Origin of the sequence: Streptomyces sp. 8K308 (genome assembly GCF_004348315.1) — a bacterium.
Lineage (GTDB): Bacteria > Actinomycetota > Actinomycetes > Streptomycetales > Streptomycetaceae > Streptomyces.
In genome coordinates this window covers 22,893-38,097 of sequence record NZ_SMKC01000031.1, presented here as the reverse complement: position 1 = coordinate 38,097, position 15,205 = coordinate 22,893, and the positions used below count along the sequence as shown (strand labels likewise).

Sequence of the window (15,205 nt, the reverse complement as noted above, 5' to 3'; positions counted from 1 at the left end):
CTCCCCGCCCCCGCCGAGGCCCTGGTCGGCGGCCAGACCGCCGTCAACCTGGACGGCGTCGACGCCATCACCGACAACCTCCCCGCCGCGGGCCTGACCCTGCTCGTCACCATGTACGTCCTCCTCTTCCTGCTCACCGGCAGCGTGCTGCTCCCCCTGCTCGCCATGCTGCTCAGCGCGATCGGCCTCACCGCCACCTTCGGCGCGCTCGTCTGGGGCTTCCAGGACGGCCACCTGTCCGGGCTGCTCGACTTCACCACCACCGGCGACGTGGCCGGCACGGTCCCGGTGATGCTGTTCGCCGTCGCCTTCGGCCTCGGCATGGACTACCAGGTGTTCCTGCTCTCCCGGATCCGCGAGGAGTACGACCTCACCGGCGACCCGACGGCGGCCGTCGCCCTCGGCCTGGAACGCATCGGCCGCATCGTCACGGCGGCCGCCGCCACCCTCTCCATCGTCTTCCTCGCCTTCCTGGTCTCGGACATCGTCTTCCTCAAGGCCCTCGGCATCGGCCTGCCGCTCGCCGTCCTGATGGACGCCACCCTCATCCGCGGCGCGCTCCTCCCCGCGACGATGCGCCTGGGCGGCGCGGCCCTCTGGTGGCTCCCCACCTGGCTCCGCCCCGTCCACGACCGCTTCGGCCTCCGGGAGTCCCCCGGCACGGCACCCGAACCGGCCGAGGAACACGCCCACGCCGGCCGCTGACCGACCAGCCGTCGCCACGTTGGCCGCCGCGGAATCGCCCTCCACGGCGGCCAGGTGACCAGGGCCGGGCAACCAGCGGCCCAGGTACGTCACTGCCACAAGCCCGGTAGGAACCGGTACGGGCGAGTGGCGTGCGCCCGGTAGTCGAGGTGACCAGGGTTCTCCCTCAGGTGCGTGCGGGCCCAGACGGAACCGCCCTCGGAGTCCTCGGACTTCCTGCTGAACAAGCCGCATGCGAGACATTGCATCGTGAAGGTCACGGGCTCGGCCTCGGGACGCTGGTCCGGGCCGAACTCGTACTCCCGAAACCGGTGGATCGCGCGCGTCACCGCGCCTCCCCTCGTCCATCTCCCTGAGTGAGCGTTCGCCCCGGCTGGGCCACCCGCAGCGTGTTCGTCAGGCACTCGGCCAGCCGTTCGCCCACACACCGCAACTCGGCCTCGGGAGTATCGAAGTTCCCCAGGACGGAGAGCGAGTGATCCAGTACGACGGCGGCATCGTGGAGCTGAGCCGATTCCATCGAGTCGGCCAACCGCGCCAGCTTCCCGTCGTCTTCCGTCACCAGATAGACGGGCTTGCCCTCCGGACTCGCCCACGGGGCACGGCGCGGCCTGATGTCGTCCAACGTCGGCACCTCCACGTCAGCTGTTGGCCATGGCCCCGGACGCCGAACCCGTCGCGGGGCACCTTGTTCCCTGATCCTGCGCCGAATTCAGCCGGTGTGGATACAGTCGGGCCTTGACGAACCATTGACTGATCGGAGCGCGATCGATCATGGACATCGGGAGCGTGCGTGCGGCACTCGCTCGAAAAGGCCTGAGTGCGGCCAAGGCGGCCCGGCAGATTCGCTACGACCCGGCTTACCTCTCACGCGTCCTCAACGGCAGGCAGGCGCCCTCAGCCGCCCTGGAGCAGGCCCTCACAGCGCTGCTCGACCTGAACGAGGAAGACGAGCGCGTCGACCACGCGATGCGGCACCCGACCCGGCTCGACCGGGCAGCCGTAGACGCTCTGGCAGGCGCCCTCGCGGCGCAGCGGCGGGCGGACGACGTCGTGGGCCCGGTCCCCCTCCTGCCCGCGGCGGAGACGCATCGCGTGGTGCTCGTGGGACTCCTCCGCGACGCGCGCGGCCAGGAGCGCGACGCGCTGGCTGAAGTCGTCGCCGAACACTGCGCGTTCCTCGGCTGGCTGCACGTCCAGATGCGCTCCGACCGTTCCGTGCCGGTCCTCCGTGAGGCAGAACAGCTGGCCAGGGACATCAGGTCGGGGCCACTGCTCGCGCAGTCCCGCAACTTCCTCGCCTGTCACTGGCGGACGCGCGGCGACCACCGACAATCCGCCCAGCACTTCGACGCGGTGACCCGCACCGAGGGCGTACACCTCACCCAACGGGCGGCGAACACGGCGCGGGCGGCCGAGCAGACGGCGAAGGCCGGCGACAGGACGACCGCCAGGACGCTCCTGCGAGACGCGGAACGCCTTGCGGAACGCGCCGCGAACCAGCCCCCTCCGGAGGCCGCTTACTGGCTTCGGGGCCAGGCGTTCCAACTTCTCAACCAGGGCATCGCACACGCCGCCATCGGAGACGCGAAGACCGCGCGCGAACACATCGCCGTCGGCCTCGCCGGAGTCCCCGCCGAACACCTGTCGGCACCCTGGATCAACGACTACGTGAGCCCCAAACTGCTGCGCGAGTTGTCGCCTTCTTGATGGGCCGGCTTCTTCGGCATGAGCAGCATCAGCCACGTCCGATCACACGCCTTCAACAGCCACTACTCGGCTCCACGAGAAGACCAGGGAAGACGCTTGCCAGCATATCCAGGATAAGAATGAGACTGGAGAGCGCTACGAACCCAGCCGCGCATATTCGAACAATTCGCGGCAAGCCGTCATAGTCTATACGCATACCCCGCTGAATAATGACAGCGAAACGATCGGCCGCATCCGGGCACACCAGCAAGACGAATCCGACGACCCACAACACACCTGCGATCCACACAAAAGCACTCCAGTCCGGGATTCCAAATCAGCCGGTTATTTGATCAGAAACTCATGGTGCCGACCGGATCCTCGGTGGCGCCGAGGAAGCCACGGTCGCCGGGCCACTTTGACATGGAGGTGCCACGTTCCTCGGCAAAGGGGAGCTGCCGGCGCCGCTGGACGGCTTGGGCCACGCCCCAGGCGACCGCGAGGAGCGCTGCGCCCTGGGTGTCCGCGAAAAGGTAGGTGATACGGCTCGTTGAACCGTCCCGGACGGCGATGGTCTCGTCTCCATGGCTGTGGTACGGCGGGCAAGCCGGCCGAGCGCAAGGCAATCAGCGATCGCACCCCTCCAGCGCCTGTCTCATTCCGCGAGTCCAGTGATCGCGTTGGCCGACGCGGCGCAAGAGCCCGCCGCGACGCCGCCCGTCATCAAGCCACGGGCCGGTGCGGGGGTCCGCTTGCGGGAGCCGTCCGCTCACGCCATATCGGGCACCCTGGAAAGCAGGACCACTGCGCATAACGCCCTCTCCTCCGGGGAAAGCGTCGGCGGCTATGCGCCATCCGAGGATGTCGCGCACCACCAAACTCCTCCGCCCCTGGTCGACCGACTTTCGGTGGACCAGATAGGGAGGGTGACTTCCACACCTGATGCTTACGTTCTCTACCTCCTGGGACACCGTGACAGGGATCACGACGCCGGGCGACAGCAGGATCTCCCCCATGACATCTCCACGCTTGAGCATGCCCTTGAGAGCGCCGGGGTGTCTGGGCCACTGCCGGAAGGCGATCACGTCACCCACTCCGGCTCCGTGAAGCCTGCCGCGAAAATTGCCCGACCTCCCGGACACATGCAGCTCGAAAACATGACCGGAGAATTCTGCTTTCTTGCGGAAACCGGAATCACCTCGTCGCCACCGGTCGATCTGGGCAGCCGTGAATTCTTCGGACCGCGCGCGAGCGCGGGCGGCCTGCCTCGACCGGAGGTAGTGCGGAATCACGAGGACAAGCCCGATGCCCAGCGACACACCGGCCCACAGGACGTAGAGCATCCAGTAGTCCGGCCGGAGCCCTCCAGTGGCAATCACCAGGAGAAACAGCAGAGTCGAAACGACGACCCCTTGCCGTAGAGACCTGACGAGCAACTTCACGCCGTCATCTCTCACAAGACTGACCACCCCGTTCGCGCTCGGGCGTTCTGAAACACGGAACCGCGCCCAAAAAAGTTGGACATGGGGGAGAACCACCCACCGTCCGGGCGGGCACGTTCGACGCCGGCCCGAACACGCCCCGGCTGGTGAACTACAGCAGGTCAAAACTCAGGACCAGGGAAAGCGCACCCATCGCGGCGCAACGAGCCCCATGCCCGGAGATAATCCGATAGAGGAAGACCACCGCGAACAACAATACTGAAACCGCTATCAGGCCAACGCCGATGGTCCAGTGGACGAATACTCCGAAGAACGCCGGCAACACGACCCAGAGCATGGCACCCGACCAGCGGTCGCGGAGCAGCCGACCGAGAGAGACCGAGTACTCACCGCCCTCCTCTGAAAAGGCGTCGAGCGAAATATGCGCCCCCGTCAGACACTTCTCCTTGTCGATTGCTCGCCCATCTCTGCTCTCAGTCACCGGAACCAACTCCGAATGTGGTTAACGATCACATTCCGCCACTCCGATCTGGGGACATTGCAGAGAAGGGGCGGCGACCCTCCGTGACCACCCCGGCTTGCCAAGTCATACGCCCGGGACGTCGCAACCCGGACAAGGCCGGACAGTGCTCCACGTCCCCAGAGTGCGCCGGAACGCAATGCCGATCGCCTCACTTCGGGCCGTGCGGCGAAGTACTGCAAGGCCCCTCTCGACCGGTCCTCTTCACTGGCGACGGCCATATGAGCACCTACTCCGGTCACGAGCAAAGCACCGGCTCCCACGGCGAACACGCCCGCGCCGCATACCACGGTCGCGCACACACGCCGGTTCCCGTAGCGGCGACGGTGCTGATCGCCAGGTCAACCCCCCATCGGCCCGCGTTCCTCGTTGCACAGCGGCCGCCCTCGACTCACGTTCCCCAACTTCCCGATCAGCGCAAAGTGATCGTGATCACATGATGCTCTGACTGCTGGAGACCGCCCTCGCGGACAGGATCGCCCCCGGCACGTGGTCCGCCTAATGGCCAAACTGCGGAAATGGTCACGATTTGACGGCATTGGGAAAGTTGAATCCAATGACCAGGGCGCAGGTCATTGAATGACGCGGAAAGAGACCGGGCTTCACGCGCCAACCGAGTACGTCTCGGACAGCGATCTGCTCGCGATCCACCCATACCGAGTTTCGGGTGATCGAGTACCGGGAACCGAAGCTCAATAGAATCTCCTGGTTTCCCGCCGAGATGTGAAGCTCTGTTTCCACAATGCGACGTGACTCGACCTTCCCCGCAATGCCTTGTCGCACCAAGCTGTCGAGGGCAGGCAAGACTCTCGCCAGACGATGGAATGCAACGGAGTCTCCGCTGGCCGGCTCACGAACAGCTCCGCGAAATGCTCCTAGCTCGCTGATTAACCTCAGTTCGTAGTTCTTGTCGCCTATGGAGACTCTTCGAACGTAGCCGCCCTGCTCGGCTCTCCACTTTCCGACCTCGACATCGACCTGGTCAGGCATCTGCCTCCGCAGCTTCAATGCTTCCCCGGACCGCCACAAGTGCCGTGCCGAGACCAGACCGGCGAGCGCGAGGCATATGGGGGCGCAGAGCAAGTAGATAGTCAGGACATCTTCCGCATACAAGCCGTAGCAAAGAACGCCGGAATAGAGAGCGACGAATACCAGCACTCCCGCTCGCACCGCGCTGAGATATCTGTTCACCCTGCTCACCAGTCCCTGAACGAACGCCATGTAGCTTGACCAGGCGTCATACCATACCTAGCGACGAACAAACCATTCCTGACACCTCCACCAATGGGTCCCAAGACCCAGGTCGCGGCTGTGAAACCATCGGCTCGTTCTCCAGTTGCCGCCGCAAACGCTGCATGACCGGCGGCCCCATACCCGGCAGCGATACCAGCGGCGCCAAGGACCAGACAGCCAGCTCCTGCCGTGGCCCCACAGAAACCCACCGCGAGTGTTGTGCCGATGAACACGGCTCCGGCATCGATCAGCATGTGCCCGGCCATCCGCCAGGGCCCTCCGGAGGCTTCAATAAACGCTCCGGCGGCATCCCGAACGGCGCGCGCTCCGGTGACGGCAGGTGTCACCACATTGTCCTCGACCCAGTCCTGGGTGTTCCTGACGGTCGCTTCGGCCATTCCTCGCACGTCGCCCCGCCAGAGGCTGTCGAAGAATCGGACCGCTGCCCCTCTTCCTGTCGGCGTGCTTCTGCCGCCGCGCGTTCCGCCCTGATCTGGGCGGCGCGGTCTCTGGCTCGGGCGAGGTTGGTGATCTGTTGGGGGGTACCGGCGCAGCCGGGGTCGTTGCGGCAGGCCTGGGTCAACCGCTTCTGCTGGGCCTCCCAGCGGGGGGAGGGGGTTCCGCCGCGGGACACGGTCTCGCGGTGGTAGTTCTTGCCGAAGCTGATGTCCTTGATCGCGCCCCTGCGGTCGTAGCTACATGCGTACTGGCCCGACCAGCACTCCTCCAAGGCCTCGCCCGAGGGATCGGAGAAGGTCACCGGGTTCTGGGCACCGTACTGGTAGGCGTTGTGCTGGCGTGGGTCGCCCGGTATCAGCAGCGGATCGGCGGAGATGAACCGGCCGAGTACCGGGTCGTATTCGCGCGCGTTGAGGTGGGTGGTGCCGGTCGGGTCGCTGGTCGCGCCGAGGAAGCCGCGGTCGCCGGGCCACTGGGACGTGGACGAGCCGCGTTCCTCGCCGAAGGGGAGCTGCCGGCGCCGCTGGACGGCCTGGGCCGCGCCCCAGGCGACCGCGAGGAGTGCCGTGCCCTGGGGGTCGGCGAACAGGTAGGTGATACGGCCGGTCGAACCGTCCCGGACGGCGATGGTCTCCTCGCCGTGGGTGTAGTAGCGCATGCCGGTGCGCGCGCCGTTCGCGGTGGCGGTGAGTTCGTTGCCTTCCGGGAGGTAGACGGTGCTGGTGTCGTCCGCGTTGCGTGCGATCAGGCGGTTCCCGTCGGCGCCGTAGACGTATTCGGTGGTCAGGTCGCCTTCCGTGACCGTGGCCAGTCGGCCCTCGGCGTCCCAGGTGAGCGCCTGGTCACGGTCGCCACCTCGGCGCGAGGTGAGGTTGCCGGACGCGTCGTAGTCGAACAACTCGACCTGGCCATTGTCGGGGCCACCGGCGGTGGTGACGGAGCGGAGCGCCTGGGGCTGTTCCTCGCCCTGCTCGCCCGTGGTGTAGGTGTGAGTGACGGTGGAGGCGCCGGTGCCAACCGCGCGGCGGGTCTCGGTCGCTCGGTTGCCGGCCAGGTCGTAGGTGTAGCTGTGCCAGTAACCGTCGCTGCCGCCCACCGTGCTGGAGGAGGGACCGGCGGCGCAGTCATCACCACCGCTGGTGGTGGTCCAGGCGTTGGTCAGGCGGCCGAGGGCGTCCAGCGCGAAGCACTGGTTGTCCGTGGATGCCTGGGCGTCCTGGCCCGAGGTGGCGGCGATCCGCCTGACGTTGCCCGCCGCGTCGTAGGTGTAGCGGGTGTCCTCGATCCGCAGCGCCACGTCACCGTCCACGGTACGGCGGGTGAGGCGGCCGGTGTGGTCGTCCCAGTCACGGGTGTCGTAGACGTGCTCGCCCAACTGGCCGTAGGTGGTGCGCAGCATGCGCCCCAGCGGGTCGTAGTTGCCGTCGACGACGAGCGGGATGCTGCCCGCGGTGGTGCTGACGGGCAGGGCCTCGGCGTTGTAGACCGTGGTGACGCGCTCCTGCGGAAGTCCGCCCATGGCAGGGTGGCGGACGGATTCGCGCATGCCGGTCCGCTGGTTGTAGGTGTAGCTCCAGGTGTAGCTGCCGGACAGGCCGTCCTCGGTGTCGGGGATGGTGACGGTGGTGGAGGTCGGTTGGTATCGGGCGGTGTAGCCGTCCACCGCCGTGACGTAGGCGTCTCCCCCCTGGTAGCTGGTGCTGCTGGAGAGCTGGCCAAGCTTGACGGTGTCGTAGGCGAAGCGGGCGCGGACCTCTTCGCCCTGGCTGACGGTGGTCCTGCGCCCCAGTTCGTCGTACGCGGTCGTCAGGGTGGTGCCCCGGGCGTCGGTGACGGTCTCCGGGCGGTCCATCACGTCATACGCCGTGGTGACGACTCCAGTGTCGGGGTCGTCGGCCGAGGTCCGGTTACCGCGTGCGTCATAGCTCCAGCTCCAGGTGTTGCCGGCCGCGTCCGTCATGCGCGTCATGTTGCCGGCTATGTCGTAGCCATAGGTGGCGGTCTGGAACTGGGTGCGGGCGGCGTTGGTGTAGGAGCGGCGTTCGACCGTCTGCCCGTGCACGTCGGTGATGGTGGTGGTCGCGGTGCCACCGGCCGGAGGAATCACGGTGGTGTGCTCCGCGCCGTCGTAGACCGTGGTGGTGCGGTACTCCTCGTCGCCGAAGCTCAGGGCGATGTCCGCGGTGGGCCGGCCCTGCGCGTCGAAGGTGGTCCTGGTCGCCGAAGGCACGACGTTGTCACCGGCCGCGATCAGCGTGGTCGATGGTGTGCCTTCGGCGTAGAACGCGTCGTGGGTCTTCCATGCGCGTCCGGCCGTGTCGTACATGGTGGCGGTCACCAGCCTGGCCGTGGTGACCTGCACGGCGTTGGTCTGGGTCTGACGCTCGCGGAGCAGGCCGTCGTAGAAACTCTGGGTGGTGAGGTAGGCGCCCGAGTGGTTGAGCGTTTGGGTGGTGACGACGTTGGGCGCGCTGGTGGAGACCCGGTAGGAGTACTTCACCGACGGCCTCGCCCTCGCCATCAGCGGAGGCGCGTGACATGTCGATGGCCACCGCTCCTCGGTCCTGAGCACCAGGGCTTTCCAGACGGGGACCGCGCGGTCCGTCGCGTCTCCACCGTGGCGCCCGTCTCGCCCAGGTGATACCCATGGTGAGCCGTTGCTTCTGAGATCACTGGAGTGACCCGACATGCGATTCGTCCGTCTCGGCGAGCCAGGCGCCGAACGTCCCGCCGTTCTCGATGACGTCGACCAGGCCTACGACCTCACCCCGCTCACCCCCGACATCGACGGCCGGTTCCTCGCCGGGGACGGGATCGCCGCCGCCCGGCGGGCCCTGGCCGCCGGTGAGTTGCCGCCCGTGGCGCACGCGGGCGTCCGGCTCGGGCCGCCGCTGGCGCGGCCCGGCACCGTGCTGTGCGTCGGCATGAACTACGCCGCGCACGCCGCCGAGTCCGGCGGCGCCCCGCCCGAGCAGCCGGTCATCTTCTTCAAGACCCCGAACACCGTGGTCGGCGCCCACGACGAGGTGCTCATCCCGCGCGGCGCCGAGAAGACCGACTGGGAGGTGGAGCTGGCGGTGGTGATCGGCCGCCGGGCGCGGTATCTGGCGTCGCCGGACGAGGCGCTGTCGTACGTGGCCGGCTACACGATCTCCAACGACGTCTCGGAGCGTGCCTTCCAGATCGAGCAGTCCGGCGGCCAGTGGTCCAAGGGCAAGTGCTGCGAGACGTTCAACCCGCTGGGTCCCTACCTGGTGCCGGCCGACGAGGTGCCGGACCCGCAGGCGCTGCGGTTGCGGTCGTTCGTCAACGGAGAGGTCAGGCAGGACTCGTCGACCGCCGACATGATCTTCCCGGTGGCCGAGCTGATCCACCACCTCAGCCAGTACCTGGTGCTCGAGCCGGGCGACGTCATCAACACCGGCACCCCGGAGGGCGTCGCGCTGTCCGGGCGGTTCCCCTACCTCGCCGTGGGCGACGTGATGGAGATCGAGATCGAGGGGCTCGGGCGGCAGCGCCAGGTACTCGCCGCCGCCTGAACACAGATGCCTGAACACAGACGCCTGAACGTTTCTTCACCCAGCCAGAGCGTCAGACCAGGTGGACCGGGATCACCGCGTTGCCCAGCGAGATGAAGGACTCGACCGGCGGCAGCGCGGTGTCCGCGAGACGCAGCGCCGGGAACCGTTCGAAGAGCGCCGGCAGCGCCGTGCGGGCCTCGAGCCTGGCCAGCGGGGCGCCCAGACAGTAGTGGACGCCGTGGCCGAAGGCCAGGTGCTCCCCTGGCGGCCGGGTGATGTCGAAGCGGTCAGCCGCCGGACCGTGCTGCTCCGGGTCGGTGCCGGCCGCCAGCAGGCCGATCACGATCGGCTGGTTGGGCTCGATGGTGATGCCGTCCTCGATCTCGATCGGCTCGGTCGCGAAGCGCAGCGGCAGGTTGGCCACGGAGGGCGCCCAGCGCAGCGTCTCGTCGATCACCGCGTCCCAGCCGACCTGGCCCGAGCGGGCCAGGGCCAGCTGCTCGGGGTGGGTGAGGAGCGCGTGCACCGCGTTGCCAAGGAGGTGAACGGTCGTCTCGTGCCCGGCCGTCAGGATGAGCAGCAGGGTGTCGAACAGCTCCTCCTCGGTCAGCCGGTCGCCGTCCGCCTCGCGGGTGGCGATCAGCGCGCTGGCCAGGTCGTCCCCCGGGGCCTCCCGCTTCTCGGCCACCATCTCGCCGAGGACCCGGTAGAGGGTCCCGTAGGCGGCCGTCATCTCCTCGGGGGAGGCCGAGGTGCGGAACAGGAAGTCGACCGCGTGCTGGAACTCGGGGCGCGCGTCCTCCCGGAGACCGTAGAGGTCGCAGATCACCCGGATCGGCAGCGGGTTGGTGAACCCGGCGAAGAGGTCGGCGGGTTGGCCGGCCGGTGTGGCGGCGAGGCCGTCGAGCAGCTCGGCGGTGATGGCCTCGACCCGCTCCCGCATGGCCGTGGTCCTGCGGTGGGTGAAGGCGGGTGCGACCAGCTTCCGCAGCCGGGTGTGGTCCTTGCCATAGGCCGAGAGCATGTTGTTCGCCGCGGCCCACAGATAGAGCGGCCAGCCCTCGGGTATTCGGCCGGCCTGGAAGTCGGGCCAGTGCTGGCTGGCGTCCTTGGACACGCGGGGGTCGGTGAACAGGCGTTTGGCCACCGCGTGCCGGGTTATCAGCCAGCCTTCGACGCCTCCTGGCAGGGTTATCGGGACGGCGGGACCGGCGTCGCGGAAGCGGGCGGCCTCGGCTCTGATGTCGCTTCCTGTGGGGTCGATGAGTCGGGGTTTGAGGTCCACGGGCTGGTTCCCTTCTGATCCGGGGCGATCGGCGTGAAGCGGGCGGGCAGTGCGACCAGACCCCGGTGGAAGGGGCCGGGGCGCCACGACAACTCTTCATAGGGAGCGGAGAGCGTGATGTCCACCAGCCAGCTGGTGAGGCGGTCGATCGCCGTCGCCGCGATCATCACGGCGGGCTGCTTGGCCGGGCAACCGTGCGGTCCGGCCGCGAACGCCAGGTGGGCCCCGGCGTCCGCCCGTGCGCCGGGCGGCAGTTCGGCGGCGGCACCGGCGTTGGCGGCCGCGTAGGAGACGAGGACCGGGGTGCCGGCCGGAATCCAGGTGCCGTGCAGGTCGACGTCGCGCCGTGGGAAGTGCGTGGAGAAGTTGGCCATCGGTGGCTCGTTCCACAGCACGTCGACGATGGCGTCGGACGAGGAGAGCGAACCGCTGGACAGGGTGCGGTAGTAGCGGGAGTCAGAGAGCATGCGGGCCAGCGCGTTGCCGATGAGGTTGGCCGTGGGCTCGTGGCCCGCCGTGGTCACCATCAGCAGCTGCCACACCAGCTCCTCCTCGGTGAGGTTCGCCGGGTGTTGCAGCAGCCAGGAGGTCAGGTCCTCGCGCGGCTGCTCCCGCTTGAGCGTCGTCAGGTTGGCCATGTAGGCGTTGAGATCGTTTATGGCCGTGATGGCGCCCTCGGGCGAGCTGGAGTCCAGCAGGCTGGTCATCGCCGAGACGAGCCGGGCGCTGTAGGAGTCGGGCAGGCCGAACAACTCGTTGAAGATCAGCAGCGGCAGCACCCGCGCGTACTCGCCGATCAGGTCGGCCTCGCCGCGCTGCGCGAAGCCCTGGATCAGCCGGTCAGCCGAGCGGTGCACCATCTCCCGCAGGTCGTGCGGCTCGACCAGGTCGAGGCAGTCGGTGACCGCCTGCCGGTAACGGGCGTGCACGTCACCGTCGTTGTAGAGCAGGTTGGGCCGCCAGGCCATCATCGGCATGACCTGGCTGTCCTGCGGAATGGTGTGCTGCCACACCCGGGGGTCCTTGGAGTAGGTCTCGGTGTCGTGCAGGACCTCGAGCGCCGCCCGGTAGCTGGTCACCAGCGTGGCGACCACCCCGGGCGCCAGCTCCACCGGCGCGCAGGCGCCGAACTCCCTCAGCCTGGCGTAGACGGCATGCGGGTTCTCGGCGAAGTCCGCGCCGTACAGGGGGACCGGGCCCCCCAGTGCGTCGGTGTGGGGCGCGGGCCCGGGCGTTGGGTGGGTCACGACTGCTCCAGGACAGGGATGTTCAGCAGGTGCTCGGCGAGCCCCAGCAACGCGGCCAGGGACGAGCCGCGGTCACGTGCGTCGCAGGTGATGAGGGGGGTCTCCGGGGCCAGGTCGAGCGCCTGCCGCAGATCCTCCTCGGGGTACTGGGGCGAGTCCGGGAAGACGTTGAGCGCCACCGCGTAGCGGATCTCCTGCTCCTCGATCAGGCCCATGACCTCGTAGGAGTCGGCGATGCGGCGGGTGTCGGCCAGTATTAGCGCGCCCAGGGCGCCCTGGGTCAGGTCCTCCCACAGGGCGTGGAACCGCTTCTGGCCAGGAGTGCCGAAGAGGCACAGCGCCAGGTCGTCACTGAGCGACATGCGGCCGTAGTCGAGGCCGACGGTAGTGGTGGTCTTGTCGCGCACGCCCTCCAGGTGGTCGACGACGGCGCCGGTGGCCGTCATCACCTCCTCGGTGCGCAGCGGGGGGATGTCGGAGAGGGTGTTGATGATCGTGGTCTTGCCGACGCCGAACGGGCCGCTGACGATGACCTTCACCAGGCGCTGGTCAGGGTTGCGCAGGTAGATGCCACTACTGGAGCGCGCGGAGTCCACGGATCACCCTTTCGAGGAGCTGCTGGTCGGGCAGCTGGTCGTCGTGCGCGGGGGTGGGCGCTCGGACGATCAGCCACCCCTCATCGAACAGGTCGCTGACCACGACCTTGACGAAACTGACGGGCAGGGACAGATGGGCGGCCACCTCCGCCAACGGCAGGGCACCGTCCAGCAGGAGCTCCAACACACGCCGACCAGCGGGCGACAGGCTGGCCGGCACCTGATCGGTGGCGGCCCGCAACACCGTCAGCCGGTCGAGCACGTTCCGGCTGGGGCGGGTGCGGCCTCCCGTCCACACGTACGGCGGAATCAGCCGCCGGTTCATGCCGGGAGGCCATCCCCGCGGACGGATGAGCCGCCCAGGTCGGAGCGCGGCGGGCTGCCCATCGCCTTGCCCAGGGTTTGCACCTGCTTCTGCATCTCGTAGCTCACGTTGTCCATCGCCACGTTGGGCCCGGTGAAGACGGCGAGGTAGGTGTTCTCCGCGGCCGGGATGACGAAGACGTACCCCTCGTAGGTCTCGACCATCACGAGGCGCAGCAGCGAGCGGCCGCCGAAGTAGGTGTGGCTGGTGCCCCGGCTCGAGGCCAGCAGCGAGGCGAGCACGGCGGAGAGCTTCTCCGCGGTCTCCCCGTCGAGGCCGGAGTGGGCCTCGAAGAAGCCGTCAGCCGTGACCACCATGGCGTGCTGGACGTTGGGGATCTCCAGGATGGGTGTCAGGACGAACGACAGGTCCACCTTGGGCCTGGTGACGGGCGTTCGGGCATTCATCGGCTGTCCCTCTCTGAGTCGTCGACATCATCCACCGCGGTGACGGCGGGCTCCTCGCCGGTCTCGGCGCGCCCGCGGGCCGTACCCCTCTGCAGCGCTCCCATCCGGGACGCGGCCTCCTCGGGATCCCGGTAGTACATGTCGACCGGCGGAGGGCCGTCGGCGGCACGCCTGGCCGACCGCTGGGGGCGGCGGTGCCGGCGCTGGGGCAGTCCGGGCAGCGGGCCGTCCGGGTCGGCCGATGTCTCGGTCGCGGCCGGCTCGGCGGCGGTGGGCTCGATCACCGGCTCCGGCGGCACCGGGCGCGCGCGGGGCGGCGTCTCGGCCGGCGGCGCGGGGGCCACCGGCGCCCCGGGGGCCACCGTGGAGCCGGCGACGCCCGCGAACGAGGGCGGCGCGACGCCGAACGGCGCCATCGAGGACGGCGCCTGGGACGGCGCCGTCCGCATCTGCGGTGGGGCCGGCACGTACGGCACCGGGGCCGTCGGCAGGTGCGGGGCCGCGCCCGTCGGCGCGGGCGTCGGCGGGATCAGGGCGCGCGGGTGGTCGTCCGCGACGGCGTGCAGCAGGTCGCCGGGGATGAACAACACGGCCTTGATGCCGGCGTAGTGCGAGGGCTCGACCGAGACCTTGAAGCCGAACTGCTTGCACAGCTGGCCGATGGCCGCGAAGCCGGTGGCCGGCGGGTCGCCGAGCTCCGAGAGGAAGACCTTGGCCTCGCCGGTGAGCAGCCGCCTGGCCTTGGCGAACTCGTCGCCGTTCATCCCGATGCCGGCGTCGTTGACCACGACCACCGCGCCGTTGTGCGCCTGGTGCAGGCCGACCTCGACGGGCAGCGAACCGTGCGAGTGGTGCACGGCGTTGGCCAGCAGCTCGGCCACCACCACGGCCACCGACTCGGCGGCCCGGTCGGCCACCGCGACGGCGCGCGGCAGGTAGTTGTCGATGCGCACCCGGTCGTAGCTCGGGATGCGGGAGCTGGCGCCCAGCACCAGGTCGGGCAGCAGCGTCTTGGTCCGCACCAGGCCCGCGCCCGCGCCACAGACCACGCGGGTGGCCTGGAGGCGGCGCAGGATCTGCTCGTTGAGGTAGTCGAGGGCCGCCAGCTTCTCCGCGAGGTCGGGATCGTCGTACTTGTGGAGCAGTTCGTCCACCGAGGTCTGCAGCTGGTAACACATCGTCTGCAGTTTGGTGGTCGCGCCCCGCATCGCGGACTGCGCCGCGCCGTCGATCCGCGCGCGTTCGTCGAGAATCGCCCTGGTCGCCTGCTCGAGCACCCCGTCGAGGGCGCCGCCAGCCTCGCCGCCGAGCAGCTCGGGGTGGAGCGGTCCCGGCACCCGGATGTGCGGGTGCCGCGAGTTACGCGCCAGGGCGGGCAGCCTCCTGGACGCCAGGTGGGCGATCTCGGCGACCATCATCTGCGCGCGCCGCTCGGCCTCGGAAAGCCGACCGCGCAGCACGGCGAGCTCCGCGTCCGCGGTGTCTGCCCTGCGCCGCAGGCCCATGACCCGCTGGCGCCTGGGCGGCCAGAAGACGGCGAGCGACACCGCCGCCACCGAGGCCACCACGAGGCACACCACCGCCGCCGCCGGTATCTGCATGTTTCAACTCCCGAGAAAGTACGCGACGTGGATGCGGAACGCGCCCAGGCAACCACCCGGAAGTCGACCGAGCACACCAACCCCGGCCGGGGACTTGCCACAGCCGACCCACTTGCTCAACGCGCGCCACGATAGG

15 protein-coding genes are annotated in these 15,205 nt (G+C 68.9%); 3 read left to right on the top strand and 12 right to left on the bottom strand.

Annotation, left to right across the window (positions count from 1 at the left end):
* Positions 1-705 (top strand): MMPL family transporter (locus E1265_RS07505; RefSeq protein ID WP_165953679.1); only part of this gene is annotated, 705 nt, incomplete at its 5' end.
* Between the two features lie 325 nt (positions 706-1,030).
* Here E1265_RS07505 and E1265_RS07495 read toward each other — a convergent pair.
* The gene (locus tag E1265_RS07495; protein ID WP_243740600.1) at positions 1,031-1,330 is read right to left on the bottom strand and encodes a hypothetical protein; all 300 of its coding nucleotides are present in this window, start codon (positions 1,328-1,330) and stop codon (positions 1,031-1,033) included.
* 272 nt (positions 1,331-1,602) lie between these two features.
* Positions 1,603-1,797 (bottom strand): hypothetical protein, encoded by a 195-nt coding sequence (locus E1265_RS38720; RefSeq protein ID WP_243740599.1) that lies wholly within the window; start codon positions 1,795-1,797, stop codon positions 1,603-1,605.
* A 3-nt stretch (positions 1,798-1,800) separates the two neighbouring features.
* On the opposite strand from E1265_RS38720, the gene E1265_RS07490 reads away from it, so the two are divergent.
* Positions 1,801-2,415, top strand: a complete 615-nt coding sequence (locus E1265_RS07490; protein WP_243740598.1) for a hypothetical protein — start codon at positions 1,801-1,803, stop codon at positions 2,413-2,415.
* A 605-nt stretch (positions 2,416-3,020) separates the two neighbouring features.
* Here E1265_RS07490 and E1265_RS07485 read toward each other — a convergent pair.
* From E1265_RS07485 to E1265_RS07470, 4 genes are all read right to left on the bottom strand, one after another.
* Complete coding sequence (locus E1265_RS07485) at positions 3,021-3,836, bottom strand: hypothetical protein (protein ID WP_132929433.1); 816 nt, start codon at positions 3,834-3,836, stop codon at positions 3,021-3,023.
* A 151-nt stretch (positions 3,837-3,987) separates the two neighbouring features.
* Positions 3,988-4,317 carry a hypothetical protein gene (locus tag E1265_RS07480; RefSeq protein ID WP_132929432.1) on the bottom strand — a complete coding sequence of 110 codons (330 nt, stop codon included), beginning with the start codon at positions 4,315-4,317 and terminating at the stop codon, positions 3,988-3,990.
* Positions 4,318-4,878: 561 nt separating this feature from the next.
* Entirely contained in the window at positions 4,879-5,556 is a 678-nt protein-coding gene (locus E1265_RS07475) for a hypothetical protein (protein WP_132929431.1), read from the bottom strand.
* A 376-nt stretch (positions 5,557-5,932) separates the two neighbouring features.
* Complete coding sequence (locus tag E1265_RS07470; protein ID WP_165953678.1) at positions 5,933-8,569, bottom strand: RHS repeat-associated core domain-containing protein; 2,637 nt, start codon at positions 8,567-8,569, stop codon at positions 5,933-5,935.
* A 166-nt stretch (positions 8,570-8,735) separates the two neighbouring features.
* Here E1265_RS07470 and E1265_RS07465 point away from each other — a divergent pair, with 166 nt between their 5' ends.
* Complete coding sequence (locus E1265_RS07465; protein WP_132929429.1) at positions 8,736-9,587, top strand: fumarylacetoacetate hydrolase family protein; 852 nt, start codon at positions 8,736-8,738, stop codon at positions 9,585-9,587.
* A gap of 52 nt (positions 9,588-9,639) precedes the next feature.
* Here the strand turns inward: E1265_RS07465 and E1265_RS07460 are convergent, their stop codons facing one another.
* Genes E1265_RS07460 through E1265_RS07435 form a run of 6 tightly spaced genes read right to left on the bottom strand, consistent with a single transcriptional unit; the run spans position 9,640 to position 15,069 of the window.
* Positions 9,640-10,716 carry a cytochrome P450 gene (locus tag E1265_RS07460; protein ID WP_243740597.1) on the bottom strand — a complete coding sequence of 359 codons (1,077 nt, stop codon included), beginning with the start codon at positions 10,714-10,716 and terminating at the stop codon, positions 9,640-9,642.
* 44 nt (positions 10,717-10,760) lie between these two features.
* A complete protein-coding gene (locus E1265_RS07455; RefSeq protein ID WP_132929427.1) occupies positions 10,761-12,101 on the bottom strand; it encodes a cytochrome P450 in 1,341 nt (446 codons plus the stop codon).
* Positions 12,098-12,697, bottom strand: coding sequence for an ATP/GTP-binding protein (locus E1265_RS07450; protein ID WP_243740596.1), 600 nt, complete (start codon positions 12,695-12,697; stop codon positions 12,098-12,100). Before E1265_RS07450 ends, E1265_RS07455 begins: the two co-directional genes overlap by 4 nt.
* Positions 12,675-13,022: a DUF742 domain-containing protein gene (locus E1265_RS07445; protein ID WP_132929426.1), complete on the bottom strand. Its 348-nt coding sequence runs from the start codon at positions 13,020-13,022 to the stop codon at positions 12,675-12,677. The genes E1265_RS07450 and E1265_RS07445 overlap by 23 nt, the downstream gene beginning before the upstream one ends.
* Entirely contained in the window at positions 13,019-13,468 is a 450-nt protein-coding gene (locus tag E1265_RS07440; RefSeq protein ID WP_132929425.1) for a roadblock/LC7 domain-containing protein, read from the bottom strand. The genes E1265_RS07445 and E1265_RS07440 overlap by 4 nt, the downstream gene beginning before the upstream one ends.
* A complete protein-coding gene (locus E1265_RS07435) occupies positions 13,465-15,069 on the bottom strand; it encodes an ATP-binding protein (protein ID WP_132929424.1) in 1,605 nt (534 codons plus the stop codon). Before E1265_RS07435 ends, E1265_RS07440 begins: the two co-directional genes overlap by 4 nt.
* Between the last annotated feature and the right edge of the window lie 136 nt (positions 15,070-15,205).

Excerpts from the sequence above, each read along its gene's own strand:
- E1265_RS38720 (WP_243740599.1), bottom strand. The coding sequence starts at position 1,797 with ATGCGTCTCCGCCGCGGGCAGGAGGGGGACCGGGCCCACGACGTCGTC.
- E1265_RS07470 (WP_165953678.1), bottom strand. The coding sequence starts at position 8,569 with ATGGCGAGGGCGAGGCCGTCGGTGAAGTACTCCTACCGGGTCTCCACC.
- E1265_RS07465 (WP_132929429.1), top strand. The coding sequence starts at position 8,736 with ATGCGATTCGTCCGTCTCGGCGAGCCAGGCGCCGAACGTCCCGCCGTT.
- E1265_RS07445 (WP_132929426.1), bottom strand. The coding sequence starts at position 13,022 with ATGAACCGGCGGCTGATTCCGCCGTACGTGTGGACGGGAGGCCGCACC.
- E1265_RS07440 (WP_132929425.1), bottom strand. The coding sequence starts at position 13,468 with ATGAATGCCCGAACGCCCGTCACCAGGCCCAAGGTGGACCTGTCGTTC.
- E1265_RS07435 (WP_132929424.1), bottom strand. The coding sequence starts at position 15,069 with ATGCAGATACCGGCGGCGGCGGTGGTGTGCCTCGTGGTGGCCTCGGTG.